The sequence below is a fragment of the Mesorhizobium sp. P170090 genome, from assembly GCF_057786115.1.
This window is the reverse complement of record NZ_JBYNWH010000001.1, coordinates 5,400,861-5,425,849: the sequence shown is the minus strand read 5'-3', so window position 1 is coordinate 5,425,849 and position 24,989 is coordinate 5,400,861. Positions and strand designations below refer to the sequence as shown.

Sequence of the window (24,989 nt, the reverse complement as noted above, 5' to 3'; positions counted from 1 at the left end):
TATTTCTCGCTGGGATTCTCCGACTGGTGACCGGCGGCAACGAGATTTCGATCGTGCTGCGCCATCACGGCAATGAGCAAGGCCGCGGATGGGCAAGAGGTCGAGAAAATCTGGAGGGATACTCGGTCGGCAAAGTGAAGCCGGGCCACGTCAATATGATGTCGGTGTCCGGCCCGTTTCGCTGCACACCTAGCGGCAAACGCCGGGTTCGGTCACACGGCGAGCGTCGCGGGCTGTTGCCCGTTCACTTTCGATCCAGCACCTTCCGGACTTTCTCTGCCAATTCGTCGATCGTGTAGGGCTTGGTCAAAAGTTCGGTTCCGAAATCGAGCGTGCCGTTGTGGACAATCGCATTTCGTGTGTAGCCGGTGGTGTAGAGCACTTTTAGCGACGGGTGCATTGTCTTGACCTGATCCACCAACTCCCGGCCCGACATCTCCGGCATCACCACGTCGGTGAACAGAAGCGACGGCACTTGCCCGCTTTCGACGGCCACCAGCGCTTCGCGTGGACCTTGCATTTCCAGCACGGAGTAGCCCAGTTCCCGCAGCGCTTCCGCGGCCATCAGCCGGACGCGATCTTCATCCTCGACAACCATGATGATCTCGTCTGCACAGCCGGGGTGCTCGCCTGCCACGACGTCGATTTGGCTGTCGAGCACGCCATGGTGCGAGCGCGGCAAATATATTTTCAAGGTGGTTCCGATGCCCTGCTCGGAATAGATCTTCACACTGCCGCCGGACTGGCGAACAAACCCATAGACTTGGCTGAGTCCCAGCCCGGTGCCTTTGCCGACCCCCTTGGTGGTGAAGAACGGATCGAAGGCTCTTGCGACAACATCAGCAGTCATGCCCGTTCCTGTATCGGTGACCGCTATCATCACATACTGGCCGGAGGGGATCGCGTTCTCCCTGGCATAGCGATCGTCGACGTGGGCGTTTGATGTCTCGATCGTCAGCTTGCCGCCAGCAGGCATGGCATCCCTTGCGTTGACGCAAAGGTTGAGCAGCGCGCTTTCCAATTGCCCTGCGTCGGCCTCGACATGCCATAGGCCCGCAGCGAGCACGGTCTCGATCTGGATGGTCTCGCCAAGCGTCCGGTTCAGCAATTCGCTCATACCGGAGACGAGGCGATTTGGATTCAGCCGCTTCGGCGCCAGTGGTTGCTGGCGGGAAAAGGCGAGCAGTCGCCTGGTAAGTTCTGCGGCACGTTGTGCTCCATCGATCGCGCCGGTTACGAATTGGTGGACGTTGGTATCGCCGTTTCTGAGCTTGCGCTGCACAAGGTTCAGGCCGCCGATGATGACGGCCAGCATATTGTTGAAGTCGTGCGCGATGCCACCGGTGAGTTGTCCGACAGCTTCCATCTTCTGGGCTTGGCGCAGGTGCTCTTCTGCTCTGGTACGTTCGGCAACTTCGTCTCTGACACGTTGTTCGAGCGTGCCGTTGAGTGTCTGCAGCGCCTTGAACAGTCGGGAGTTGTCGATGGCCGTGGCGGCATGGCCGGCAAGCCCCAGCAAGGCCGCTTCTTGCTGTTCGGCGAACACGCCGGTCTCTGAATGACCAAGGAAGAGGCCGCCCAGGACCTCGCCCGAACGCGAGACGACCGGCACGGCGAGATAGGAACGCACCGGTAGATGGCCCTCCGGCATTCCCTTGCGGGGCCAGTTCTTGCCATAGCGCGGATCGGTGAGGATATCGTCGGAACGCACCACGCTTGTTCCGCGGAAAGTGGGCTCGAACACCGCGGTGTTGCGCGGCATGGGAAAGTTTTCGAAAGCAGAACGAGGTGCCCCCGACAGGGCGTAGAGCACATAGCTGTCGCCCTTGTCGTCGATCACATTGTAGAAGAAAGCTCCGAATTGTGCGCCCGACAGCACCACGCCGGCATCGGTTACCGTCTGGACAATTCGCTCTACGTCAAGCTCGGCCGCCACGGCTGCCGCAGTGGCGTTCATCAACTGAAGCTGATGCTCCACCCGCTTTCGCGCGGTGACGTCGACCACGGTGCCGATGAAGCGGATCGCACGGCCGGACTGGAAAAGCGCTTCCCCGGTTGCGGCAATCCAGCGCTCCTTGCCATCCCGAAGGCCGATCGTCCGGTATTCGATGTCGTAGCGGGAGGGGGTGCCCGGCGCGAGCGACTGGCGTACGGCCTCGTCGGCCCGTGCGCGATCTTCCGGGTGGAGGCCCGCCAGGAAGGCGCTTTCATATGTCACCTCCGCGTCCGGCGGCAAACCAAAAAGGGCTTTGCACCGGTCGTCCCAACGCAGCACTCCGCTGATGGGATCGTAATCCCAGGTGCCAATAGCGGCCGCGTCGGTGGCAAGCCTCAGCCGCTCCTCGCTCGCCCGTGCCGCCTGTTCCGAGCGCACGCGCTCGATGTGAGCCCAGGACCGCTCCGTCACCTCGGTCAGCAAGGACAGTTCGCGTTGCGACCAGACGCGGCGCTGCTTGTCGTGGATGGCCATCAGGGCAGTCAGTCGGCCTTGTTTGACCAAAGGCATACAGATGGTTGCCGTTATCCCGATATCCTGAAAGGTCTTCGCTTCCTCGGGAGCAATTTCCTCAAGGTTGTTGTTGATGATAAGCGGCTTGTTGGCGCTGAGGTTGGTGACAGCCAGGCGACCGAAATCGGCAAGACTGTAATATCCCCTGATGCTGGGCGAGCCAGGTGCGCTCCAATCGCCGCGGATGGTGAAATGGTCTTGGTCCTGCTCCATGTCGGCATAGGCGCAAATCGAGACGCCAAGATGTTCGCCGAGGAGCCGAGTGGTGATCTGCATGACAGCATCGGCGTCGGCCGCGAGGGCTATCTCCCTGCCGAGGCGGTCGAGAAAAGCAAGGCGTTCGGCGTTCTCACGGAGGGCCAGTTCGGCGCGAAGGCGTTCTATCGCCGTACGCGTCCGGTCCGCCACTGCCGAAATGAGGGCTATTTCCTCCGTCGCCCAGCGTCTGGGCGCGGAGTGGTTCAGGTATAACAGCGCCACCAGCCCGCCGTGCTCGGTAACGGGCATGTTGATGACGGATTGGGCGCTGATGGCTTTGAGTGCCTCCGCATGGCCGCTGGTTCGCGGATCTGTCTCGGCGTTTTCAAAGACAACGGTTTCGCCTCGCTTCAAATCCTCGATATACGAGCCGTAGTTCCTGAAATTCAGCGTCCCAGCCAGGCTTTTGATGCCTGGCGCGTTCCAGTCCCTGTCAATGGTGATCGTTTCTTTCTCTAGATCGATCGTGCCGTATCCGGCTCGGCTGATGCCAAAATGGTTCCCCAGCAGTTCCGCGGCTGCGTAGGCCAGTTCTGCGGGATCCGTAATCTCGCGAATACGGTCGCCCAGCGCTGCCAAAAGCTCGAAGCGCTGCAGTTCAGATCGCGGATTGCTTGAAGTGGCCCCCATTTCGCCCCCGTTTTGCCCGGACTTAAATGCAGTCTGCGGCCAAGAGTTCCCCGCAGGACGGCAGTTTCTTTGGCGGGCCGGTCAGCCGAACACGCCGCACCGGTCATAGGTTAATGACAGCTTGGCGCGCTGTGGCGGATAAAGGGGAAACCAGCGGGCACTTGACGAGCTCCCGCTGGCTGGGTGCCCGAACCGCACTTCACTCGTTTGGAGACGTTTGATGCTTGACCGACCCATTCTTACGAATACGGACGCTCTCTATCCAGACGACCTGAAAACGCTTCGGTCGGTTTTCGACGCGCTGTGTCAGGAATTTGAGATTTCGTCGGACACTACCGCGGCAGAATCCATCGCGAGAGAGCTGGTCAGACTTTTCCAGACCGGGATGACGGAAGCGGCCATGCTGATCATTGCCGTGCGCGCACGTTGGCAGGGTGATTGGAAAATGGGAGGCAGCAGTGCTGCCCAGGCTTAACGGTCCCAACTCCATGGAGAAGGCCTACTTTAGCCGCTTGAGCCGGTTGTACAGCGTTGTCTTGTCTGGCGGAACAAGCTTTCGCCCCGAGAGTTGGGGTCGGCAGATAGTTTCCAACAGGCACGGGCATGGCGTTCGACAGAGATGGACCGAAACTCGCGACCGGGTTGCTCGCGGCCTCGTTGGCGGCGCTGGCGGCATACAACGCCATCCGCGCCAAACGTGCGATTGCCGGCCGGGCATGCGGACGTGTGATGGAGATCGATGGTGTGCGCCTGCATTTTATCGAAGCCGGAACCGGCATGCCGCTGCTTCTCCTGCATGGCAATGGATCCATGGCGGAGGATTTCAAGTCGAGCGGCATCTTCGATGAGGCGGCAAAGACCTATCGGGTGCTTGCATTTGATCGTCCCGGTTTTGGGCGAAGCTCACGGCCGCGCGGCCGGCGTTGGTCCGCTCGCGACCAAGCCGACCTTATACATGCCGCCGCCTGCGGGCTGGGTATAGAGAAATACCTCGTGCTTGGACATTCCTGGGGAGCTTGGATCGCCCTCGAATTGGCGCGCAGGCATTCTCAATCGGTCGCCGGCATCGTGCTGGTCTCGGGCTATTACTATCCGCCGCCGCGGCTGGATCTTGCACTGGCCGCACTCCCTGCACTGCCTGTGATCGGCACCGCGTTTCGTCACACCTTGCTGCCGCCGCTTGTAAGGCTTGCTTGGCATTGGGCAATGGAGAAGATCTTTAAACCCGCCGTCGTCGCCGGCGAGTTCGCCGCACTTGCCAAAGATGTCGCCAGCCGCCCTTCCCAACTGCGGGCGGTTTCTCTGGAGACAGCATCGATGCTGGCCGCGTCCCTGTTGGGAAAAGCCAACTATAGGGACATTGCCGTGCCCACCGGCATCATGGCGGGATCCGGGGATCGTTTGTTCGACGCGCAACGCGATGCACGACGCTTGCACGCGGAAGTCGGTGGGTCTCTCCTTGAGGTGGTTCCGGGCGCCGGCCACATGGTTCATCAGAGCGCCCCGCAGGCAGTGGTCGGCATGGTGCACACTATTGCAGGAGGGCACGCCTTGTCCCAAGGGGGCCGTCGGCAGCGACCCAAGTCTCGTGCCGTCGAGTTCAAGGCAGATCCGGCCTCGTGGGAGCCACCGGCGATAAGCGACGCCGCTTGCACGGAATGATCTCCAAACGGGGCTTTCAAATGAGCGACCAACGTCCAGCCGACATGCAGTCGGTGCTCCACCAGAACATACAGGCCCTGGTCGAGCACAGGCGACAGCAAGAGGAGCACCAAGGTGTCCAAGCGTGGGTCGCCGGCGTTGTTTCGCGCTTCGCGGGAAGCATGACTTTCGTCTATTTGCACCTTGCAATTCTTGTCGTCTGGGTCCTCGCGAACCTTGGCGCGATACCAGCCGTCCCAGCCTGGGACCCGACTTTCGTGATCCTGGCCATGGTCGCCTCGGTTGAGGCAATCTTCCTGTCTACTTTCGTGCTGATCAATCAGAACAGAATGGCCGCACACAGCGAGCGGCGAGCCGAACTGGATTTGCAGATCAGCCTTCTAAACGAACATGAAACCACGCGGCTGATCGAGATGGTGGCTGCCTTCACGGCGCGTCTGAATATCTCGACCCCGGCCGACAAAGAGCTGCCGGAACTCGCCGAGAATGTCGATCCCCAAAAGGTGATGACGCAAATCCAGCAAGCTTCTGAAGATCAGGAGAACGCTTGATCAAAGCGACCTCGTCGGCGACGGTTCAGCGTCGGCTACAACCTGTAATTCAGCCTCATTGTCCAAGGCTGTCGAAGCAGCTAAGCCGGTGTCGGCCTTTTCCAGGGTGGCTTCCCGACGTCACAAGTCCGCCGCGCAATCGAGGCAGCGTAGAGCTTCGATAGCCAAAGGCTGCTGCGCGTCAGATGGAACCAAGTTGACGCCGAAATCGTATTAGCGGTAGCGGCTTGGGGAGATTCCGGGTGAGCGAAGGTGCTGTTCTGATCGTCGAAGATGAGACAATGATCCTGCTCGACCTCGAGTCAGCTTTGGAGGAGGCCGGCTTCCAGGTGGTCGGCACTCGGAGTGCCGCCGAGGCGCTGGCGGCTTTCGACCCCGATCCGACCAAGTTCAAGGCCGTGCTCACGGACATCCGTCTGGGAGCAGGACAGTCGGGGTGGGAGGTCGCTCGGCACTTGCGAAGGTCCAACTCGACCATCCCGGTTGTCTATATCAGTGGCGACAGCGCGGTACACTGGGGAGCGGAAGGTGTGCCCAACAGCATAATGATCACCAAGCCCTTTTCTGCCGCAGATCATAACTGCCGTTTCTCAACTTTTAAACGCGCAGCAAGGTGCAGAAACTCACCTCTAGGAATTGGACCGCGGCTCCACGAAACCACCGAACATTCTTTCTTCGGCCGATCGGCGCCGTCCGGCGTAAAGCGTTCGCGTCTGCTTGGGTCAAATGTCGGCGGCCTCAACCAGATGTCGACCTCAGCTCCTTTCCCTCGCCACCGGCTCGCATACACTCGGAAGCCCTCCCGAAAGCAGAGGCGCTCATTGGTTGAGCTTTCGGTCGAGTTCGTCAAGCAATGATCGATGCTCGCTGGGCATGTCCGCGTCTGTCGGCAGATCCAGCAACTGGCGAAGCTGGCGACGATTGGCGTCCGATGAAATCCACTCCCGTATGAGGCGGGCTATGACCTTTTGTTGTGCCTTGCCGATTTCTTCCATGTTAGATTCCGAGCTTGTCCGTTGGACGAACTCGGCGGCTCTTTGATGGTTCCCCGTCCTGTACACAAATCGAGGCACAATCTATGGGTTAATGCATGTCGCTCAAAAGTGGCCCTGGTTTTGAGACACGACACGCCAGTGGATGTTTGCAGTCCCAGTCCGCTCGCCTAACGCTGCGCGTAGAGTGCAAATTTATACGTTCGATTTTACCCGAAGCGAGAGGCTCAGCCGCAAAATCTTGGCGCCATTTTCATCGCGCACTTCGATAAACAATTGCTGCCCGTCGACGCTCTTCAGTGACTCTCTCGTGAGGTCGACAAGGCCCTCGAATCCCGCGCGGCGGACCTCCTCGAGGCCAGCGCATTCGACACCTATTTCGTCCTCGAAGATGAGATCGCCATCGCCGCTGTCGAAGAAAAATCGTGCCATCGGAGAGCTTCCGTCACTGCTAATCTGCGGGGTTCCTTTGGTGCAGGTAGGTCGTGTCGAAATCTCCTGCGTGAGTGAGGCCAGCCCAGTCCAGTGCGTGAACTTTTGATCCCGAGGTGGCAATGAGGCCTCTGCGTCGTAGTTCCTGGAGCATCCGGTTGACGTGGACCGTGGACAAACCCAGTGCATCGCCAAGGGCCGCCTGTGTAATGGGGATATCCGCCACGTGATCCTCAATGCGCCCCATGGAGCGCAAGCGAAAAATCAGTTCGCACAGGATGTGAGCCATGCGGGTGTATGCCTCTCGTCTTCCCACATTGATGACCCACTCCCTGTAAATCGCGGCATCTATCAACGTCGACCGCCAAAAAGCGGTGGCGATGCGAGGGTGCTGGTCGCAAACGGCACGCAGAGTGTCATGCCGCATGAAACCTACTCGGGCCGGCGTAAGGGTCGAGAAGTTACAATCCATGACGGACAGATGCAGCCCATGCAGATCAGGAATGTCGCCGGCGACGAAGAATGATGTGATTTGTCGCTTTCCTTCGCCCGTATGTTTGGTGGAACCGACCAAGCCATCAAGAACGATAAACGAGTAAACAGGACGGTCGCCCTCACGCACCAGATCGTGGTTGGCCGAATATTCCTTCTCCTGGATCGGAATGCCTTTCAGAACGCCGATGTCGGCCTCTCGAAGATCCGAGATGGTCTGAAGCTTGCGAATGAGTACATCCGAGGATGAGGTGGGGAACAAATTGACTACCTGGCTGATGTTGGTGATCGAACTATTATCCGCGCCAAAAGTTCCGACTGGCATGGGGACATATGCGCGGCGGCAGAAGGCGCCGCCGTGCGGCATGGTCCCATGCCTGGAGCGTTTTGCCAGCGTCGAGCGTGGTTGAAGATCCCGGAATGATCGAAGCACCAGTTTTTTAGGACAGCCATAGGTGAGCAAGGCAGCAATGCATTAACCTATGACATAGGCTCGGTTAGAAATTTTCCCGCTGGGCAGCCAGCCCCAGGAGTTCGCCGATCACGGCGCAGCTTTGACCCTGTCGCTCCGCCCATTTCAAGGGCTGCACCCGCAGCCCGTCCTGAAACTCTTTGATGCGCCGCCAGGAACGGGGTGGCTCCGCTGACGTTGTCTCAGTGGCAAGGTGAGATTTCAGTGAACAGGCATATTTCGCGGACGGATGTCGAACAAATCGATCACACGGATGACAGCGGGTTTGCGATAGAGCACGGCGGACCGCCATCCTCAGCAATCGCGGTAGCGCTGGCCCGTGGCCTGGAGACCAGTCGGGACAAGCACATCATCCATATAGCTCCCTCGGAACGCAGTGCCGAGGAGATCGCCGGCGCCTTGCGTCAGTTCCTGCCTGACGCGGATATAATCTTGCTGCCGTCCTGGGATTGCCTGCCCTACGACAGGGTGTGGCCCACACGCGCCAATATGGGGCGAAGGCTTCGTGCGTTGCGTGAGATCGCAACGAAGCCGGATCGCCCGCGCATCGCTGTGATGTCGCTCGAAGCCATTCTGCAGCGGGTGCCGCCTGCTCCGGTCATCGCTGGCGGTTTCACAATTCTGGAGGTGGGACAAAAGCTCGACCGTGACGATTTCAGAACCAGGTCCGAAGCCATTGGCTATGTCGTCGACGAGAGGGTCGACGAACCGGGTGAGATAGCCTTTCGGGGCGATCTCATCGATATTTTCCCTGCTGGCGCGGATGGCCCCGTTCGCGTCATCGTTGATCCCGATGCCTGCATCCGGCAGCTCAAGACCTACGACCCGCTCAGTCAGCTCAGCGATCAGGTTCGAGACTCGATTACGGTCGGACCGGCATCCGAGCTGATCTTTAAAGCTGGTGAGCATCCTGAGTTGACAGCGATGCGCGCGACGTCGATGGAGGAGCGCCTGGTCGCATCGTATGGCGCTATGCCGTCCGTCTTCGATGCGGCTTCCAGCGCCTCGATCTCCTTCCTTGAAGGGACCGACGGGCAGCCGCTCGGCAGAGTTCTGGATCTGGTCGAGGATGCACGTCGTGCCAGGCAGGAGGCAGCCGGAACGAAAAAACCTTTGCCGGGACGATTTTACCTATCCCGTGAAGAGTGGGACGCTGCTCTGCTTAACCGCTGCTGCGTGAGACTTGCCGTTTCTGCCGTGGGAGTTCCCAAATTTTTCCGCCAGGCCCGACCCGGGCATGATTTCGCGGAATTCGTCACAAGGCAGACGAGCGCCGGAGTCAGAGTAGTGTTCACCGGCGATGCCTCTGAATTGCAGCGAGCAGATCGCCTGCTCGATAGGAGACTAGGCCGGCGGGCAGAGGAAGCGGCCGACTTGCCGCAAATCCTTTCGGCCGCAAGGGGCTCTCTTCTCAAGGCTGAATTCGTCCTCGACGAAGGGTTTGTCGACGCGCAATCCAATATCGCCGTGGTGGCCGCATCCGACCTGTTTGGTCCCGCGTTGAAGGCGAACGGGAGCGCGACCACGGGCATACTCGAACCCGAGTTGCGCATTGGCGATGTCGTCGTCCATGAAGACCATGGCCTGGGCGTGCTCGCCGCGGTCGAACAGGTCGAGTTGGCTGGCCAGCAACAGGATGTCGTCAGACTGGAATATCATGGCGGGGCTTCCTTGCTGGTTCCGGTCGACGACTTTGGACGAATATGGCGCTACGGCTCGGAACCGGAGGCAGTGTCGCTTGATCGCCTCAACGGCGAGGGCTGGCCGAAGCGACGCGAAGCTGCGTTGCGCGAGATCGACAGGCTGGCCAAACGCCTCTTGAGTCTTGCCAAAATCAGGTCCAGCCAGCCTGCCGAGATCATGAAGCCCTCCCGCACGGACTTGGCCCGTTTTGCGGCGAAATTTCCCTATGCGGAGACGCCCGACCAAGCGGCCGCCATTCGCGCTGTGCTCGATGACCTTTCGTCGGGAAGAACAATGAACCGGCTCGTCTGCGGCGATGTCGGCTTCGGCAAGACAGAGGTCGCCCTGCGTGCTTGCGCCGCCGCCGCTCTCTGCGGGAAACAGGTTGCTATCATAGCACCGACAACGGTGTTGGCACGACAGCACTATGAGACGTTCAGCCGCCGCTTCGCAGGAACCAGCCTGCAGGTCGCCCACCTTTCTAGGATGGTCGGGGCAGCGGAGGCGAGAGCGGCAAAAGAGGGTCTGCGGAGCGGCCAGGTTGCGGTCGTTGTGGGTACTCAGGCCCTGGCGTCCAGGAGCGTCACCTTCGCCAATCTTGGACTGCTGGTGATCGACGAGGAGCACCGGTTCGGGGTCAAGTTGAAGCGGGCCCTGCGGACCATGACGCCTCGCCTCCATACGCTGAGCATGAGCGCCACACCGATACCCCGGACGCTGCAATCGGCGTTGTCGGGCATCCAGGACGTCAGCGTTCTAAACTTTCCACCCGCCAAACGACGTCCCGTTCGCACGATCTTGGCAGCGTTCGATCCAGCATCGGTGCGCGCGGCCCTCCTGCGTGAATTTCACCGGGGTGGACAGAGCTTCTTCGTGGTCCCGCGGATCGAGGATATTGCCCCGGCCTGTGACCAGCTGAACAGACTGGTGCCGGAACTCGGGGTCAAGACGGCGCATGGTGAAATGAAGGGGAGACAGCTGGACGAAGTCATGGTCGGATTCGCCGGCGGTGATGGCGACATTTTGTTGAGCACCGACATCATCGAGAGCGGCCTCGATGTGCCGCGGGCCAACACCATCATCGTTTGGCGCCCCGACAGGTTCGGTCTGGCGCAGTTGCACCAGTTGCGGGGCCGGGTCGGAAGGGGGGCGGTGCAGGCCGTTGCGTTTCTTCTGACCCAGCCTGGCGTTGAACTAGCCGACGGCACCAGGGCCCGGCTTTCGACGATGCTTGCGCTCGATCGGCTCGGCTCCGGCCTGGCAATCAGTCAAAGAGACCTCGACCTGCGTGGGGCCGGAGATCTTTTCGGCGAAGACCAGGCCGGGCATATGAAGCTGATCGGAGTGGGCTTGTACGAGCACTTGCTGGAGCGGGCGGTCTCGGCGGCTGGCGGAGGGGCCAACTTCAGCAAGCAACTTGCCGAGATCAATGGCTCGGGAAAGGGGGCTTTTCCCGAGAGCTATGTCGACGAGCCTACGGTGCGCGTTGGCCTCTATGCGCGGCTCTCCCGCATCCGTTCGGAGCCGGACCTCGATACATTCAGCGAAGAGCTCGAGGACCGCTTTGGAGACATGCCTGGCGAAGTAGCCCTTTTGCTGGAATTTACCAGGTTGCGAATAGCAGCGTCGGAATTGGGCGTCGGCAAAGTCGATGTGGGTCCCGAGGCCATCGCGATCACCCCTCGGAACAAGCCGTCGGCGTCCCAATGGCGGAACGGCAAGGCGTTGGGCCTGGACTACCGGAACGGCCGCCTGATTTTCAGGCCGATCCAGCCCAGCGTCTCAGGCATCGATGCGGTTCGCTTAGCGCTTGATGCCCTACGCGCAGCCCAGCCAAAGCACGAGATCTGACGAGCCTTTTGTCTCCTGGGGCCATCGGTGCGAATGGTGCACTGTGGGCGGCCGTGCGTTCGCAGGGCAGCGTTCAAGGCATGGTTCCGGCTTGATGGGGTGTCATGGCAGCCATGTTTTCATTCAGGTGGGCCATGATCCAGATAGAGCCCAGAACCACCAGCGCGACGATCAGCACGCCGAAGGCCAGCGCCAGGATGTTGTTGGTGTTGTCCGGCCCGGTGGTCAGGTGCAGAAAGAAGACAAGATGCACGCCCATCTGCGCAACAGCGAGCACCACCAGGGCCGAGATGACCGCGGGCTGGTAAATCAGATCGGTTCGCGCCGCCAGGAATGATGCGATCGTGAGCAGGATGGCCAGCCCGAAGCCGAGCACATAGCCCGAGAGGCCCCCAGCCGTTTCGTGCTCGCTTATGTGTTCCTCGCCCGGCGCTGAATCGCGGCGGTCCTGCAACTCGCCGGTCTTGCTCTCGAACTCGGTCATGACGATGCTCCCAGCAGATAGACCAGGGTGAAGATGGCAACCCAGATGATGTCGAGGGCGTGCCAGAAGAGCCCGAAGCAGTGGAGCCGCCGCAAGATGTCGGGCCGAAAGCCCTTGACCCACAGCTGCGCCATCATCGTTCCCAGCCAGAGCAGGCCGAGACCGACGTGGGCACCGTGGCAGCCAACGAGCGCAAAGAAGGCAGAAAGAAATGCGCTGCGCGAGGGGCCTGCCTGCTCGCCGATCATTGCCGCGAACTCCTGTAGTTCCAGGAACAGGAACGCTGCCCCGAGCAACCCCGTGACGAGAAGCCAGAACTGCGTGGCAGCCATTGATCTGCGACGGGTGGCGAGTGTTGCCACGCCGCCGGTGAAGCTCGAAGTGAGCAGAAGGCCCGTCTGGACCGCAACCCGTGTCGGTTCGAACAGATCCTTGCCTGTCGGTCCGCCGGCGGTTGCCTTGGCGAGCACGGCGTAGGCGGCGAAAAATGCCGAGAACATGATGATGTCGGACAGGAGAAAGATCCAGAAGCCGTAGGTCACCGTGACGAACTTTGAGGCCGGGCCGCCTTCTCCGTGGCCCGTCGCAGAGCGCACCGCATGCCGACCGGTGTGATTAAGCCGATACGGGTCCTGTGCCTGGGTGCCGGCGCTGATGTCGCCGGAGAATGCGTGATCGCTCATGCCGGGCGCTCCCACCCGCGCAGCCGGGCAAACTGGGCTGCCTTGTGGTCATGGTCGATGCGGGCGACCTCGTCGACAGGGATCTCGTAGTCTCCATGATCGCGCCAGGCGAATACGACGAAGGTTGCGTAGGCGCCGATGAAGCCGACGATCGCCAGCCACCATATATGCCAGATCAGCGCGAAGCCGATCAGTGTGCTGAAGAAGGCGGTGACGAAGCCAGTCGGGCTGTTGCGAGGCATCTCGATCGGCTCATATGCCTTTTCCTCGTCCGAGCTCTGTCCGATCCCTCGTTGCTTGATGCTCCAGTAGGGCTCTTCGTCTTCCACGTGAGGCAGCCGTGCATAATTGAAGACAGGAGGAGGAGAAGATGTCGACCACTCCAGCGAACGCCCGTCCCACGGGTCGCCGGTTTCGTCGCGAAACTTGTCGCGATGCCGGATCGAAACGAAAAGCTGTGTGATCTGCAGCGCCGCGCCGGCGATCATCACCACCACGCCGAAAGCGGCCACCACCAGCCACGGTGCCCAAAGGTCCATATTGATATGTTGCAGGCGCCGCGTCATGCCGAGCAGACCGACAATATAGAGCGGTACGAAGACCAGCATGTAGCCGGCCAAGGTGACCCAAAATGCCGCCTTTCCCCAGCCTTCGTGCAAACGGAAGCCGAACGCCTTGGGGAACCAGTAGGTGAAGCCGGCGAATGCTCCAAACAACACGCCCGAGATGATGACGTTATGGAAATGCGCGACGAGGAAAAGGGAATTGTGTAGCACGAAGTCGACCGGCGGGACGGCAAGCAGGACGCCAGTCATGCCGCCGACGGTGAAGGTGGTCACGAAAGCCAGTGCCCAAAGCATCGGCGTGTCGAAACGAACGCGCCCGCCATACATGGTGAAGAGCCAGTTGTAGATTTTCACACCGGTTCCCACGGCAATGACCGACGTGGCGATGCCGAAGGCGGCATTAACGTCCGCTCCGGCACCCATGGTGAAGAAGTGATGCAGCCAGACCATGAACGAGACGATGCAGATGAACATCGTGGCCGCGACCATCGAACGGTATCCGAACAGCGGCTTCGATGAAAAAGTCGAGAAAATCTCGGAAAAGATTCCGAAGGCGGGAAGCACCAGGATGTATACTTCGGGATGGCCCCACGCCCAGATCAGGTTGACGAACATCATCTGATTTCCACCAGCTTCGTTGGTGAAGAAGTGGAAGCCGAGATACCGGTCCAGCGTCAGCATTGCGAGCGTGGCGGTAAGGATCGGGAAGGCTGCGACAATGAGCAGGTTGGACGCGAGCGAGGTCCAACAGAACATCGGCATTCGCAGATAGCCCATTCCCGGCGCCCGCATCTTGAGGATGGTCGTCACCAGGTTGACGCCGGTGAGCAGCGTGCCGACGCCGGAGATCTGGATCGCCCACAGATAATAATCGACACCGACGCCCGGCGAGTAGGCGGTTTCCGACAAAGGGGCATAGGGCAGCCAGCCGGTGCGCGCGAACTCGCCGATCACAAGCGAGATGTTGACCAGCAGGGCTCCGGAAGCCGTCAGCCAGAAGCTGACGGAATTGAGCGTCGGAAAAGCGACATCGCGTACGCCAAGCTGCAGCGGCACGACGAAATTCATCAGGCCGATCATGAACGGCATCGCGGCGAAGAAGATCATGATCGTGCCGTGCGCGGAAAAGATCTGGTCGTAATGCTCCGGCGGGAGGTAACCCGGCCCGTGAATCGCCAGCACCTGTTGTGTGCGCATCATGATAGCATCGATAAAACCACGAAGAAGCATGAGCATCGCCAGCACAATGTACATCACGCCGATGCGCTTGTGGTCGACCGAGCTTATCCACTCGCTCCGCAGATATGGCCAGTAGCCCTTCACCGTTATCCAGCCAAGCACGGCGGCTGCTGCCAGAAAGACGCCAAGGGCTGCGCCGAGGGGGATAGGTTGATCGAAAGGAACGGCCGACCAGTCGAGCTTGCCCAGCATCGTCATTCTGCGCCTTGTGGATGATGGGTCATCGTTGCCGCCGCCGGGGGGAATGCCCTTGGGCTCACCTGTGGCTCGCCGCTGGCTGCGCTCTCAGCAGGCCCCGGACCCGGTGGGAGCGTCTGCTGAACGACCGCTTCGAACAGCCCAGGCTGGACATGACCGAAGGAAGCCGGCGCCACATTTGTGCTTTGCCGGGCGAGTTCGCGATAGGCATTGGCATTCAGCACGCCGCCCCCGCCACGCAGCGATGACGCCCAGCGGGTGAAGGCATCGGCTGAAACCGCGCTCACACTGAAATTCATATCCGAGAAGCCGTCGCCGCTGAAGTGCGCCGACTGGCCGAAAAAGCTGCCCTCGCGGTCGGCCTGCAGATGCAATTCGGTCTGCATGCCGTTCATGACGTAGACCATGCTGCCAAGCTGGGGCACGAAGAACGTGTTCATCACGCTGGCCGAGGTCAACTTGAAACGCACTGGAACACCGGCGGGGATAACCAGTTGATTGACAGCGCCCACGCCCTGCTCGGGATAGAGGAACAGCCATTTCCAGTCGAGCGCCACCACCTGAATGTCGAGCGGCGGCTGGCTAGAAGGGATCGGTTTGCGCGGATCGAGCTGATACGATCCGTAGTAGATCAGACCGCCAATGAACAGGATGGTGAGCGTCGGGATCGACCAGACGATCAACTCCACGCGTCCCGAATAGGTGAACTCCGGGTTATAGCGGGCGTTGCTGTTCGAGGCGCGGAACTTCCAGGCGAATGCCAGAAGCGCAACAAGCGTGGGAACAACGATCACCAGCATCACCGCCAGCGAGTTCAAAAGGATCGTGCGATTGCCGACGCCAATTGGTCCTTGGGGATCGAGCACTCCCCCCGCGCAACCGGGCAAGAATGCGCCTCCGAGGATACAGAGCAGTTGGCGTGTCAACTTAGGGCTGGATGGCAACAACACCGGTTCTGCAATCTCTCTTTGCGGGAACGCGTGCTAGGGGCATGCGTTCATCGGGTTTCCATCTGAGCCTCCCCATGGCGCGGAACCTCGCGGCACTTCGCAGGGTGTCGCCCCTAAGCGAGTGCCCCAACTGTCGCCGGCTGGGTTTGTTCCGCTGGACGAGTTACTCTGTCCGATGTCCCGCGTTGGACCAATCCGACCATAATTTCAGAACGATGGCGGCTCGATTGGCCTAGCTATCGGCGACGCTGGCTCGCGCACGAATTTCAATTTCGGCGGGACGGCGAATACCCTGAACCGCTCAGCCAGGTTGTCGAGAGCCTGACGCATGCCCACTCCCGCAGCAGCCGCGCCGTGCCCACTGATGACCATCTGGGGGCCCAAGGCAGCCAGATGCTTCACGGACCTTTCCGCTGCATCCCAGTCTGGCGTGAAATAGCGCGGCGGACCGTGCATCTCGAGATCCTGAATGGCGACTTCATAGACCGACTCCTGACCGGTGGTGATGAAAGCGTCTCCTACGATGAGCGAGCGGTCTTGCTCGCGCCAGAGCGAGATATGCCCAGGGGCATGTCCGGGTGTGTGCAGCCATTGCCATCCGGGCATTCCGGGGATCGATCCATCGGCGGGCAAGGGTTGCAAACGGCTGCCAAGATCGATTGGCCCGCGTGGAAAAAGCGGTGAAAGCAGCGCCATCAATCCACCCCCAACCCAGGGATCCGGTGGCGGATAGGATGTGGTTCCGTCCAAATAGGGGTGCTCGAGTGGATGGGCGAAGACAGGCACGTCCCAGCCATTTGCGAGTTCTAGAACCGTTCCCACATGGTCGAAATGGCCATGGGTCAGGATGATTGCAGCCGGCCGTGCGTTGACGCCGAACCGCTTTTCCGCGACCGCTAGAATGCTGCTGCGAGACGTCGGCAACCCGGTATCGATCAGCACCCAGTTCCGATCTCCGCTGCCCGGTGCGCCGAAGAACACGACATTGACGATTGCTAGCCGCAAGTAACCCAGGTCCGGTGCGATGCTCCAAGCGCCGTCGCCACGATCCTCGCGCCTGGCGTGGTCGATCTCGGAAAGTCGAATCTGAACGGTCATGTGATCCCATGCCTCTGTTGTTGCCGAGCAGCCGCTCGAGTGGATGACGGCGGCTGTACATCGCCCCGAACTTGGGACGGGCCTCCTTGTTCCTCACTTGCACGCGGCGCCCGGACAGTTCACCACCGGAACAAAGGCTCTACCAATGGGTTCGGCACTACCCGGCCACGCAAGGACGAGCTGGACTGAGCAACGAACATGGGGCGCGCCCGACTGAATTCGGTATTTCGCCAACGCGGTTCCCGGTCCGGACAAGGCGGCCGAGTTCGAAGCCGATTGCCCAAAGGAGACTTCGAAAAATGAGCGAAGTGGGACGCCAGACGGAGGCCTCGGTTCCGGAAGCTTCGCGCTTCGCCAGTTTTTTCATGGCAGGCTTTGAATGCTCCTCGCACCGGCGCAAGGACGGCGTTCGCCTCGATCTTATTCGTGCGACCTCGCATAATTTGCATGCCCTGGGCGACTACCGCGGCTGCGCCGAACTCGGCCTTCGCACCATCCGCGACGGCCTGCGTTGGCATTTGATCGAAACCGCTCCCGGAACCTATGACTGGTCAAGTTGGGCGCCAATGGTCGAGGCAGCCCGATCGGCAGGTGTTCAGGTAATCTGGGACATCTTTCACTACGGATCTCCGGACCATGTCGATCAGGGCTCGCCGCATTTCATCGACGCCTATGCCTCGTTCGCGGCAGAAGCCGTCAAGGTACACCGTTCGATCACCGGAACATCGCCTCTGTTGTGTCCCATCAACGAAATCTCCTTTTTCGCATGGGCTGTTGAGGTCGGCTATTTCCCGCGTGTGGGGCCGAACAAACGTGGATGGTTCAAGCGGCACCTCGTGAAGGCCGCCATCGCGGGTGTTCGTGCAATGCGGGAGATCGATCCCGCCTGCAGATTTGTCTGGGCCGAGCCGCTTATCCATATCGCCCCTCGTGACCGGACCCGCAGCGAACGGCGCCGGGCCGAAAACGCCCGACAGGGGCAGTTCGAAGCTTACGACATGTTGCTGGGCCGCGTCGAACCTGAGTTGGGCGGGAGCGAAGATGTTGTCGATGTCGTGGGCTTGAATTTTTACCCGCACAATCAATGGTACGTAAACGGGCCGACGATTCCGATGGGACACCACGAGTACCGCGCCCTGTCGGAAATGTTGCTAGAAGTTGCTCATCGCTACGGCAAGCCGATGTTCATTGCGGAGACCGGTTCCGAGGGATCCGGCGGGCCGGCTTGGCTCCACTATGTCTGCGACGAGGTGCGTTCCGCAATCAGTCTCGGAGCGCCGGTCGAGGGTATTTGCCTGTACCCGATAACGGCCTACCCGGGCTGGGACAATTCGCGACATGCCGAGGTTGGTTTGTTTTCCGTCATCCAGGCTGATGGCAGGCGACACCTGCGCAAACCCACAGCAGATGAACTGGCCCGTCAGCAAGCTCTTCTCGTGGCGAACACGACGCCTTGAAGAGGCCTCAACGAGGGAGGGGCGGGCGAGCGTCTGTTTTTGAAACGCCGCCCGCGCCGGTGCGGTGCATCAGCTTTTTGCAGTCGCCCCAGCCTCGCGCAACCTGGCATACCGCATGGTAACGTCGCTCAGATTTTCCTTGAGCCAATTGGCCATGGCTTCCTCTTCGTTCAGGTTCTGCTTGAGGGCCCTTTCAGCATCCTGGAAGCCCCCGGCGTCGGCCAGTACCAGCAGCGAATTGTAGGCAGCAATCTCGTAGTTCTCGAATGCGAAATTCGCCAGGCTGTTCTTGATGATCTCGTCGCCAGCCATCGAATGTCCAATGGCGGCCACGCTGCCAACCATAGACAAGGCAGTGTCCTTGAGGGTGGAGTGCTCCTCGCCAAGGCCCTCCAGGACGGACTCGAGTCTCGTGATCTGGCCTTCGGTTTCCTGAATGTGCCGGCGCAAGCGATCGGCCACCTCCGGATAGTTCTCTATACGCTCGACCTGAGGCTTCATGATCGACAGCGCTTGATTTTCCATGGCGTGCGCGTTGCGCAAGCCGACGATAAATATCTCACGGCTTTCCGAGTTGAAGTTTGTATCCATCGAGTTTCTCCTTCTGATACCCGCCCGATCTTCCGTCTTGGAAGAAACTATCTTCTCGGCTCGGCCAACAACGGCTCCTCCGTGCGTGCCCAGGCCGGGAGGCTTTTTTGGATGCGCGCGAAAGTGGCCAGAGCCTGTCCGACTACCTGGTCCATGTTGTAATAGCGGTAAGTTGCAAGCCGACCGACAAACCACACGTCTGAGCAGCTTGCCGCGAGCGCTTCATAGCGCTTATAGAGCACTTCGTTTTCGGGCCGGGGCACGGGATAGTACGGGTCCCCGATGTCCGTGGGGTATTCGTAGGTCAGGCTGGTCCGCGAACTCTGCTGGCCGGTCAGATGTTTGTACTCGGTAATGCGCGTGTAATCCTCCGTCTGGGGATAATTGACCACGGCAACCGGCTGAAATTGCTCGCAATCCAGTGTAACGTGCTCGAAACGAAGCGAACGGTACGGAAGGTGCCCGAGCTGCCAGCCGAAATATTCATCGATCGGGCCGGTATAAACCATGCGCCTGAACGGTATCTTCTCACGAATTTCACGGAAGTCGGTCTGCAGCATGATCTTGATGTTTGGATGATCGAGCATGCGTTCGAACATCCGCGTGTACCCGCCGGCCGGCATTTTCTGGAAGCTGTCGCTGAAATAGCGGTCGTCACGGTTGGTCCTGGTCGGCACTCGTGCCGTGACGGATTTGCTCAGCTGACTGGGATCGACGCCCCATTGCTTTCTAGTGTAGCCGCGGAAGAATTTTTCATAGAGCTCGCGCCCCACGGTGCTGACGACGACGTCCTCAGCCGTTCGGACGTCCTCCACCGTTTCGCGTCGCGACGCGAAGAAATCCTCCAGCTGTGCCGAGGTCAGGTCCAGCCCGTAAAGCCGGTTGATGGTGTCGAGATTGATCGGGATGGGAACCAGTTGCCCGTCCACGGCCGCCAACACCCTGTGCTCGTACGGCCGCCATTGCGTGAACTGCGAAAGGTGGTCCACGATCGTTTGGCTGTTGGTGTGGAAGATGTGCGGGCCGTAGCGATGGATGAGGATGCCGGCTTCATTGTAGCAGTCGTAGGCGTTGCCTCCCACATGGCTGCGGCGATCGATCAGCAAAACGCTTTCCTGACGCTGCGACGCTATCCGTTCGGCAAGCACACTGCCGGCGAAACCCGCGCCGACGATCAGCCAATCGAACATGGCTATGCACTCCTGCGAAGGGGCACGATCTTCTTGCGTTGGTAGGCGCGCTCAATGTGAGCTGCCATGGCATTCCATGTCCGTTCCCAGGACATGTCCGCAAGATAGGCATCGACCTGCTGCAGGAGCATCTGACGCGGTCGCGAAAGAACGGAGCGCAGCTTGATTTCCAGATCGTCACAGTCGGCGATTTCCACCAGCCCGGCAGCACCGTAACTGCGCACCACGTCGACGATTGCCGTCGAGATCACCGGCAGACCCGCAGCGAGAAATTCCGGCGTCTTGGTCGGGCTGATGAAACGCGTCGCCTCGTTGAGGGCAAACGGCATCCATCCGGCGTCCCAATGGCGCAGATAGTCGGGCAGATCGCAGTAGGCTTTCGGGCCAAGCCAATGCAGGTTTTCGGCTTGCGGCAGGCTTGCAGGGTCGATCTTGACAACCGGACCGAGCATGACGAAATGCACGTCCGGCATTGTCTTTGCCGCTAGCGCCACGAGATCGACGTCCAGCCGCTCGTCGATGACGCCGAAATATCCAACCCTCGGGGAAGGAATGCCCGCCTGGTCGGCTGGGTCCCTTCCTGGCCGTCTTGCGGTGTGAAAGTGCCTCACATCGATGCTGCTCGGAAATGGAAAGATGGCGGGATGGAGGTGACGCTTGGTCTCGAACAAGCTTAGACCACCGGTGAAAACGAGATCCGCGCGGCGCAGAAGCGCCTTTTCCATCTGGCCCAGCTCGGGGGGCGCATTCCTGAACGCAGAGAGTTCGTCCATGCAGTCATAGACGCATATGTCTGGGTCGAGGAATTCCGTAAAGCTAAGAGCCATTGGGGTGTAGTACCAGGCGATCAGCCGGTTATGCGGCATAGAAGCGATGGTCTGCTGCACAAATCTCCGCTGGACGGCATCTGCTTTCGCGGCCGACGTGCCAAGCGGCAGCACTGGTGTGACAATCAGAATGTTTTCCGATCCCACGCTCGTCCGCATCAGCGGCTGCGGCAATTCTTCGAAAACGGGTTCTTCAAAATAGACCACTCGCTGCTGAGCGGATGCAAGGGTGAGGAGATGCTGCGGACGCTGGTGAACAAAATTCCATCGTAAGTGGGAGAAGCAAACCAGTATATTTTCGCGACGAACATATTGACTGCCGGTTACCCCGCCAAAGGCCGCTTCCATTGACATACTCCTCTGTGACACTATTTATGTTACGATTAACATTTGTTAATCGCGAATGGAGAGAACTACTTAGTTCCAGCTCCTAACTTTCGATCAGGTGAGTTGTTCCAACTGAAATGAAGAAGGCCCGGTCGCCCGCTTGGTCCACGCACGAAGCGGGATCTGGGTGCGGAGGCGAGGGCGGCTGTCGGAACCCGGCCGCCACTGAAAGCGTGGTTGAACGAGGAATGCTGGTGGACAGCGGCATTGCCGTATTTGCGTTGAACTCGTTGGCTATAGAATGTGCCTAACATCAATGATTCGCCTGTATCTCTGCGCGTCTCCGACTGCCGAGGCGAATTCCGGGGCTGACATGAACATCAACTTTGAAACCAACGTTTTTCCACTGTTTCATCCGCAAAGCGTGGATGATCTCAAGGACCCGTGTCCTGTCTTCGATGGCCGTGTCTGGCACGTCTTCGGGTCAAGCGGCACGGTCACCACCGAGACGTGGAGAATCTTGCATGCCACGGCGCCCGATCTTTATGGGCCGTGGGCCGAGCATGAGCCGATCGAACTTCCAATCAACGGTACTGGTGTTGCGGCTCCCGGTGTGACCCACGAGTGCGGCGTCTTCCACATGTTCATCCAGACGGAATTCATGAAGTCGGGTGGCCGTTGCGAGCATGCGGTTTCCAACGACGGGTTCCATTGGGTAGTCCTCAGTCCGGCCATTCTGGCCATCCCGGACACAGAAGAGGACGGCATTTACGATCCGCATCCAGCAGTCATTGGCGGTGGGCGCTACCTGGTTTATTCGGCTATGCCAAAATTCACCAGGGTGCCTCAGCCCGACATCTATCTGGCACGTAGCCAGTCCGACTCGTGGTTCGGTCCGTGGAAGCGGATCGGCAAAATCCTCGACCACAACGATGTTCCCCACCATAACACCAGAGATGATCCCGACTACGAATGGGGCATTGAGGGCGCGCAACTGATCGAGCTGCCGGACGGCCGGGTGCTTCTCAACGCCACCTGCTTTCTTCCGAATGGCCTTCGGGGAAACCGGCAACGGGTGTTTTTTGCCATCGCCGACGAGGTCAGCGGGCCTTACGTTTCGATCGGCCCGGTGTTGGAGCCAGGTCAACCGGGCGAGAACGGCCACTCGACGGTGATGATCGATGGCAGTCAGCTTTCACTGTTCTACCAGAGCCGGGTTGCCACAACCGATCACCGATGGCGCTATGGTTTGGCCAGATGCGACGTCGCTCTCTTTTCAAAGGTCGCGTGATTCCAGGCTGCCATTAGCGCCTTGAGGCGGATGCACGTCATGCGGCCATGGAACTCCGGAGGGTTGAAGGTGATCCGCGTCGGTGACGGTAGCAAAGTGTCATCGCGAAATGATTTCAGCCCGTTCGTCAATTGTCTCCGCGCATCGATGACACCGCCAGATGCCCGACTAATGGGCTCATAGCTATTTCTTCGGTCCCTTGACAGGGAATGTCGCGTCGCCGTCTTTTTTGCCGGAGATCACCCGCGGATCGGCGCTGGCGACGCCATCGTTTCCGCCGCCCTTGTGGTCCTTTTCCGACTGACCCTTAGCGTCCTGCTCGGGTGTCCGTCTTGATGTTCGAAGCGTCTTGTCCGCCATCATGGCCTCGCGTTTGCCATCCAAACTTCCGGCAATTTCGAAAGTTCCACCGCTTTAGCAAGCCGAAGGACCCAGTGAGTTGGAACGTCGTGGCGGGACGTGAGTTGTAAGCGAGGATATTCACCCGCAGGAGGACGCTTATGGCTAACCGCCGAGAGCAGCAGACGGACCTCACGCCCGCCGAGGCGACAGACCGCATCTGGGAACTCGCCGAGGACATCGACGTCTGCATGTTTGTGGCCTGGGACGGCGAGTACAATCGAGCCCGTCCGCTATCTGCGCGTGTGGTCCGTGAGGAAAACGCCATATACTTCCTCGTCAATGACGACAGCGCCAAGAGCAAGCAGCTGTCGACCTATCCCAAGGTCACATTGGCCTGGAGTGACAACAGCCACTACAAATACGTCACGATGTCAGGCCCGGCCACAGTGACAAATGACAGGGAAAAGATCGCCGAGCTCTGGGAGAAAACTGACTCAGCCTGGTGGGATAATGCCGATGATCCCGAGATTCGTCTGATAACGGTCAAACCCGACGAAGGCGAATTGTGGGACAGCCCGGGGCTAATGATGGCTACCGCAACCATGGTGTTTGCGGCCGTTACCGGCGCCAAGCCGAATGTGGGCGACAACGCAAAGGTCGAGCTCTGAGCGAGCGGCTAAACTAACCTCTGCTTTAGAGGCGGCGTCGATGAGCATTTTGGAAACCAGCAAGAAAGTGATCGAGAACGTCACCGGTTTCGCAAGACCGCGCAAGCAAGCTGTCGCCGGATTTGTGAGGCAGCGAAAGTCGAATGAGTTCTGGTTCAAGGATGATGGACTTGTACCCAATCATCCAGCATGGCCGCTCGTCGTTTATCGAGGCGCCGTCGAATTGCCCGAAGGACTTGATCCAGCAGCCGTCATGGAGGTGCTTTTCGATGCAAACGGATGGGGCGATAGCTGGCGAAACGGCATCCATGATTACGTTCACTATCATTCGCAAATACACGAGGTTCTGGGCATTGCCCGCGGAAATGCTGAAGTCCGGTTTGGGGGCAAGAAAGGACGAACGCTGTCGCTGAAGGCTGGCGACGTCGCGGTCCTCCCGGCAGGCACCGGGCACCAATGTCTCTCGGCATACGATGACTTTTTGGTTGTCGGCGCGTATCCTCCATTTGGGACTTATGACGAATGTAGGAGCAAGGATCAGCATAGCGATGCGCTCGCAACCATCCCCAAGGTGGGGCGTCCGCGCAAGGATCCTGCATATGGTAGCCAAGGTCCGCTTCTGAAAAGTTGGAAGCGTTAATTTAGTCGTCGGGGTCGAAAGCCTTGGCAACCGCCTCTTTCTCAGCCTGCGGCAGGACTGTCATTGTGAGAATGAACGCTGACAGCAGGAGACAAACGCCATTCGTGATTATGATCGGCCACTCTGCCTTCATGATGCCGAAGGCCAGCCACAAGGCGAACCCCAACACAGTGATGGCATACGTCGGTGCGGAGATGCCGCTTGTCTCTCGTGTCCTGATGATTTTCCAGGCTTGCGGCGTGAAACTGCTCATCGAGCAGACGGTCGCGAGATAGCCGATGAGCGTGACTGTCTGCATGGAAGCGGCCTGCCCTACGTCGCAGATACGCGCTTGAGATCAGATACGCGGACCACGCCGTGCTGGCTGACAAAGGTCAGGGTGGAGTCCGTGCTCTGGCTCTGCGAAACACCGGATATGCGATGGTCGCCTGTGTCATAAATCTCCATCTTTCCATGATCGTCGATGACCAGGCGGCTTCGCTCAGGAAACGCTGCGTAGCGCATATTGTTTTGAGAACCAGCGGCAGACGGGCTCCCAAACTCCTCAGGCCACCATGAGCCGGCGTGGGCCATAGCTGCAGAACGATAGCTCGTGTCGTCGCGTTGTGGCTTGGCGGGATGATCGCGCAGGTAGGCCGAGAGCTCCGCCGCGATAGTGTTGAGCTTCGCCTTGAGGCTGTCATCGAACATGTCGCCGACCATCGTCATGCCGGAGGACCATTGTGACATTCCTCCGAAGTCGACGTGGCTGAACTGGGCCATGGTTCCACCACCACGCCGCAACGCCTCAAGGACAGCCATGACAGCGCCATCAGTGACGCCATGCTGGCGTGCAAGGCGCGCAATCAGTTCAGCTTCCTTTTGAGTGTTTGTCATCATTGCGTCCTTTGAATCGCTTGGCGCCGG

24 protein-coding genes are annotated in these 24,989 nt (G+C 59.7%); 9 read left to right on the top strand and 15 right to left on the bottom strand.

Annotation, left to right across the window (positions count from 1 at the left end; genetic code table 11):
• Positions 1-244: 244 nt before the first annotated feature.
• On the bottom strand, positions 245-3,397 hold the full coding sequence (locus AC3EML_RS26215) for a GAF domain-containing protein (protein WP_352521492.1): 3,153 nt from the start codon (positions 3,395-3,397) through the stop codon (positions 245-247).
• Between the two features lie 220 nt (positions 3,398-3,617).
• Here AC3EML_RS26215 and AC3EML_RS26210 point away from each other — a divergent pair, with 220 nt between their 5' ends.
• The 4 genes from AC3EML_RS26210 to AC3EML_RS26195 all read left to right on the top strand — a co-directional run bounded on the left by AC3EML_RS26210 (position 3,618) and on the right by AC3EML_RS26195 (position 6,467).
• Positions 3,618-3,872 (top strand): hypothetical protein, encoded by a 255-nt coding sequence (locus AC3EML_RS26210; RefSeq protein WP_023714654.1) that lies wholly within the window; start codon positions 3,618-3,620, stop codon positions 3,870-3,872.
• Positions 3,873-4,000: 128 nt separating this feature from the next.
• On the top strand, positions 4,001-5,059 hold the full coding sequence (locus AC3EML_RS26205; protein WP_352521493.1) for an alpha/beta fold hydrolase: 1,059 nt from the start codon (positions 4,001-4,003) through the stop codon (positions 5,057-5,059).
• A 20-nt stretch (positions 5,060-5,079) separates the two neighbouring features.
• Positions 5,080-5,610, top strand: coding sequence for a DUF1003 domain-containing protein (locus tag AC3EML_RS26200; RefSeq protein ID WP_352521494.1), 531 nt, complete (start codon positions 5,080-5,082; stop codon positions 5,608-5,610).
• A gap of 242 nt (positions 5,611-5,852) precedes the next feature.
• Complete coding sequence (locus tag AC3EML_RS26195; protein ID WP_352521495.1) at positions 5,853-6,467, top strand: response regulator transcription factor; 615 nt, start codon at positions 5,853-5,855, stop codon at positions 6,465-6,467.
• Here AC3EML_RS26195 and AC3EML_RS26190 read toward each other — a convergent pair.
• The 3 genes from AC3EML_RS26190 to AC3EML_RS26180 form a co-directional block, all read right to left on the bottom strand.
• Complete coding sequence (locus AC3EML_RS26190; protein ID WP_023687819.1) at positions 6,429-6,605, bottom strand: hypothetical protein; 177 nt, start codon at positions 6,603-6,605, stop codon at positions 6,429-6,431. The genes AC3EML_RS26195 and AC3EML_RS26190 overlap by 39 nt on opposite strands.
• Positions 6,606-6,797: 192 nt before the next feature.
• On the bottom strand, positions 6,798-7,034 hold the full coding sequence (locus AC3EML_RS26185) for a DUF6894 family protein (protein ID WP_023668023.1): 237 nt from the start codon (positions 7,032-7,034) through the stop codon (positions 6,798-6,800).
• Between the two features lie 19 nt (positions 7,035-7,053).
• Positions 7,054-7,989: a Crp/Fnr family transcriptional regulator gene (locus AC3EML_RS26180; protein ID WP_245260616.1), complete on the bottom strand. Its 936-nt coding sequence runs from the start codon at positions 7,987-7,989 to the stop codon at positions 7,054-7,056.
• A gap of 213 nt (positions 7,990-8,202) precedes the next feature.
• On the opposite strand from AC3EML_RS26180, the gene AC3EML_RS26175 reads away from it, so the two are divergent.
• Positions 8,203-11,532 carry a DEAD/DEAH box helicase gene (locus tag AC3EML_RS26175; RefSeq protein ID WP_352521496.1) on the top strand — a complete coding sequence of 1,110 codons (3,330 nt, stop codon included), beginning with the start codon at positions 8,203-8,205 and terminating at the stop codon, positions 11,530-11,532.
• Positions 11,533-11,605: 73 nt separating this feature from the next.
• Here the strand turns inward: AC3EML_RS26175 and cyoD are convergent, their stop codons facing one another.
• The 5 genes from cyoD to AC3EML_RS26150 all read right to left on the bottom strand — a co-directional run bounded on the left by cyoD (position 11,606) and on the right by AC3EML_RS26150 (position 16,750).
• Positions 11,606-12,016, bottom strand: coding sequence for a cytochrome o ubiquinol oxidase subunit IV (cyoD, locus tag AC3EML_RS26170; RefSeq protein ID WP_023668026.1), 411 nt, complete (start codon positions 12,014-12,016; stop codon positions 11,606-11,608).
• The gene (locus tag AC3EML_RS26165) at positions 12,013-12,699 is read right to left on the bottom strand and encodes a cytochrome (ubi)quinol oxidase subunit III (protein ID WP_023815896.1); all 687 of its coding nucleotides are present in this window, start codon (positions 12,697-12,699) and stop codon (positions 12,013-12,015) included. The genes cyoD and AC3EML_RS26165 overlap by 4 nt, the downstream gene beginning before the upstream one ends.
• Positions 12,696-14,696, bottom strand: a complete 2,001-nt coding sequence (cyoB, locus tag AC3EML_RS26160) for a cytochrome o ubiquinol oxidase subunit I (RefSeq protein ID WP_352521551.1) — start codon at positions 14,694-14,696, stop codon at positions 12,696-12,698. The genes AC3EML_RS26165 and cyoB overlap by 4 nt, the downstream gene beginning before the upstream one ends.
• Before the next feature lie 2 nt (positions 14,697-14,698).
• Positions 14,699-15,664, bottom strand: coding sequence for a ubiquinol oxidase subunit II (gene cyoA, locus AC3EML_RS26155; RefSeq protein WP_081732326.1), 966 nt, complete (start codon positions 15,662-15,664; stop codon positions 14,699-14,701).
• Positions 15,665-15,859: 195 nt separating this feature from the next.
• A complete protein-coding gene (locus AC3EML_RS26150) occupies positions 15,860-16,750 on the bottom strand; it encodes an MBL fold metallo-hydrolase (RefSeq protein ID WP_023668030.1) in 891 nt (296 codons plus the stop codon).
• 299 nt (positions 16,751-17,049) lie between these two features.
• Here AC3EML_RS26150 and AC3EML_RS26145 point away from each other — a divergent pair, with 299 nt between their 5' ends.
• The gene (locus AC3EML_RS26145; RefSeq protein WP_023739556.1) at positions 17,050-18,207 is read left to right on the top strand and encodes a hypothetical protein; all 1,158 of its coding nucleotides are present in this window, start codon (positions 17,050-17,052) and stop codon (positions 18,205-18,207) included.
• 69 nt (positions 18,208-18,276) lie between these two features.
• Here the strand turns inward: AC3EML_RS26145 and AC3EML_RS26140 are convergent, their stop codons facing one another.
• The 3 genes from AC3EML_RS26140 to AC3EML_RS26130 are packed head-to-tail and all read right to left on the bottom strand — an operon-like array spanning position 18,277 to position 21,163.
• A complete protein-coding gene (locus tag AC3EML_RS26140; RefSeq protein WP_023687824.1) occupies positions 18,277-18,798 on the bottom strand; it encodes a ferritin-like domain-containing protein in 522 nt (173 codons plus the stop codon).
• A 47-nt stretch (positions 18,799-18,845) separates the two neighbouring features.
• Positions 18,846-19,988 carry a UDP-galactopyranose mutase gene (gene glf, locus AC3EML_RS26135; RefSeq protein WP_023815893.1) on the bottom strand — a complete coding sequence of 381 codons (1,143 nt, stop codon included), beginning with the start codon at positions 19,986-19,988 and terminating at the stop codon, positions 18,846-18,848.
• Positions 19,989-19,990: 2 nt separating this feature from the next.
• Positions 19,991-21,163: a glycosyltransferase family protein gene (locus AC3EML_RS26130; protein ID WP_023833982.1), complete on the bottom strand. Its 1,173-nt coding sequence runs from the start codon at positions 21,161-21,163 to the stop codon at positions 19,991-19,993.
• Positions 21,164-21,515: 352 nt separating this feature from the next.
• Here AC3EML_RS26130 and AC3EML_RS26125 point away from each other — a divergent pair, with 352 nt between their 5' ends.
• Positions 21,516-22,433 carry a glycoside hydrolase family protein gene (locus AC3EML_RS26125; protein WP_023700021.1) on the top strand — a complete coding sequence of 306 codons (918 nt, stop codon included), beginning with the start codon at positions 21,516-21,518 and terminating at the stop codon, positions 22,431-22,433.
• Positions 22,434-22,616: 183 nt separating this feature from the next.
• Here AC3EML_RS26125 and AC3EML_RS26120 read toward each other — a convergent pair whose 3' ends face one another.
• Entirely contained in the window at positions 22,617-22,793 is a 177-nt protein-coding gene (locus tag AC3EML_RS26120) for a hypothetical protein (protein WP_155922451.1), read from the bottom strand.
• A 140-nt stretch (positions 22,794-22,933) separates the two neighbouring features.
• On the opposite strand from AC3EML_RS26120, the gene AC3EML_RS26115 reads away from it, so the two are divergent.
• Positions 22,934-23,443, top strand: a complete 510-nt coding sequence (locus AC3EML_RS26115; protein ID WP_352521497.1) for a pyridoxamine 5'-phosphate oxidase family protein — start codon at positions 22,934-22,936, stop codon at positions 23,441-23,443.
• Positions 23,444-23,483: 40 nt separating this feature from the next.
• Complete coding sequence (locus AC3EML_RS26110) at positions 23,484-24,083, top strand: cupin (protein ID WP_352521498.1); 600 nt, start codon at positions 23,484-23,486, stop codon at positions 24,081-24,083.
• 1 nt (position 24,084) lies between these two features.
• Here the strand turns inward: AC3EML_RS26110 and AC3EML_RS26105 are convergent, their stop codons facing one another.
• Together AC3EML_RS26105 and AC3EML_RS26100 are read right to left on the bottom strand one after the other, a co-directional pair.
• Positions 24,085-24,381: a SemiSWEET family sugar transporter gene (locus AC3EML_RS26105; protein ID WP_023712197.1), complete on the bottom strand. Its 297-nt coding sequence runs from the start codon at positions 24,379-24,381 to the stop codon at positions 24,085-24,087.
• A 14-nt stretch (positions 24,382-24,395) separates the two neighbouring features.
• On the bottom strand, positions 24,396-24,959 hold the full coding sequence (locus AC3EML_RS26100) for a hypothetical protein (protein WP_032888719.1): 564 nt from the start codon (positions 24,957-24,959) through the stop codon (positions 24,396-24,398).
• Between the last annotated feature and the right edge of the window lie 30 nt (positions 24,960-24,989).

What these genes read in the sequence shown, in the direction of transcription:
- AC3EML_RS26205 (WP_352521493.1), top strand. Translation starts at nt 4,001, where the DNA reads ATGGCGTTCGACAGAGATGGACCGAAACTCGCGACCGGGTTGCTCGCG.
- AC3EML_RS26110 (WP_352521498.1), top strand. Translation starts at nt 23,484, where the DNA reads ATGAGCATTTTGGAAACCAGCAAGAAAGTGATCGAGAACGTCACCGGT.
- AC3EML_RS26130 (WP_023833982.1), bottom strand. Translation starts at nt 21,163, where the DNA reads ATGGAAGCGGCCTTTGGCGGGGTAACCGGCAGTCAATATGTTCGTCGC.
- AC3EML_RS26115 (WP_352521497.1), top strand. Translation starts at nt 22,934, where the DNA reads ATGGCTAACCGCCGAGAGCAGCAGACGGACCTCACGCCCGCCGAGGCG.
- glf (WP_023815893.1), bottom strand. Translation starts at nt 19,988, where the DNA reads ATGTTCGATTGGCTGATCGTCGGCGCGGGTTTCGCCGGCAGTGTGCTT.
- AC3EML_RS26215 (WP_352521492.1), bottom strand. Translation starts at nt 3,397, where the DNA reads ATGGGGGCCACTTCAAGCAATCCGCGATCTGAACTGCAGCGCTTCGAG.
- AC3EML_RS26210 (WP_023714654.1), top strand. Translation starts at nt 3,618, where the DNA reads ATGCTTGACCGACCCATTCTTACGAATACGGACGCTCTCTATCCAGAC.
- AC3EML_RS26100 (WP_032888719.1), bottom strand. Translation starts at nt 24,959, where the DNA reads ATGACAAACACTCAAAAGGAAGCTGAACTGATTGCGCGCCTTGCACGC.
- cyoB (WP_352521551.1), bottom strand. Translation starts at nt 14,696, where the DNA reads ATGCTGGGCAAGCTCGACTGGTCGGCCGTTCCTTTCGATCAACCTATC.
- AC3EML_RS26120 (WP_155922451.1), bottom strand. Translation starts at nt 22,793, where the DNA reads ATGGCGGACAAGACGCTTCGAACATCAAGACGGACACCCGAGCAGGAC.
- AC3EML_RS26185 (WP_023668023.1), bottom strand. Translation starts at nt 7,034, where the DNA reads ATGGCACGATTTTTCTTCGACAGCGGCGATGGCGATCTCATCTTCGAG.
- AC3EML_RS26165 (WP_023815896.1), bottom strand. Translation starts at nt 12,699, where the DNA reads ATGAGCGATCACGCATTCTCCGGCGACATCAGCGCCGGCACCCAGGCA.
- AC3EML_RS26105 (WP_023712197.1), bottom strand. Translation starts at nt 24,381, where the DNA reads ATGCAGACAGTCACGCTCATCGGCTATCTCGCGACCGTCTGCTCGATG.
- AC3EML_RS26140 (WP_023687824.1), bottom strand. Translation starts at nt 18,798, where the DNA reads ATGGATACAAACTTCAACTCGGAAAGCCGTGAGATATTTATCGTCGGC.
- AC3EML_RS26150 (WP_023668030.1), bottom strand. Translation starts at nt 16,750, where the DNA reads ATGACCGTTCAGATTCGACTTTCCGAGATCGACCACGCCAGGCGCGAG.
- AC3EML_RS26190 (WP_023687819.1), bottom strand. Translation starts at nt 6,605, where the DNA reads ATGGAAGAAATCGGCAAGGCACAACAAAAGGTCATAGCCCGCCTCATA.
- cyoD (WP_023668026.1), bottom strand. Translation starts at nt 12,016, where the DNA reads ATGACCGAGTTCGAGAGCAAGACCGGCGAGTTGCAGGACCGCCGCGAT.
- AC3EML_RS26145 (WP_023739556.1), top strand. Translation starts at nt 17,050, where the DNA reads ATGAGCGAAGTGGGACGCCAGACGGAGGCCTCGGTTCCGGAAGCTTCG.
- AC3EML_RS26200 (WP_352521494.1), top strand. Translation starts at nt 5,080, where the DNA reads ATGAGCGACCAACGTCCAGCCGACATGCAGTCGGTGCTCCACCAGAAC.
- AC3EML_RS26125 (WP_023700021.1), top strand. Translation starts at nt 21,516, where the DNA reads ATGAACATCAACTTTGAAACCAACGTTTTTCCACTGTTTCATCCGCAA.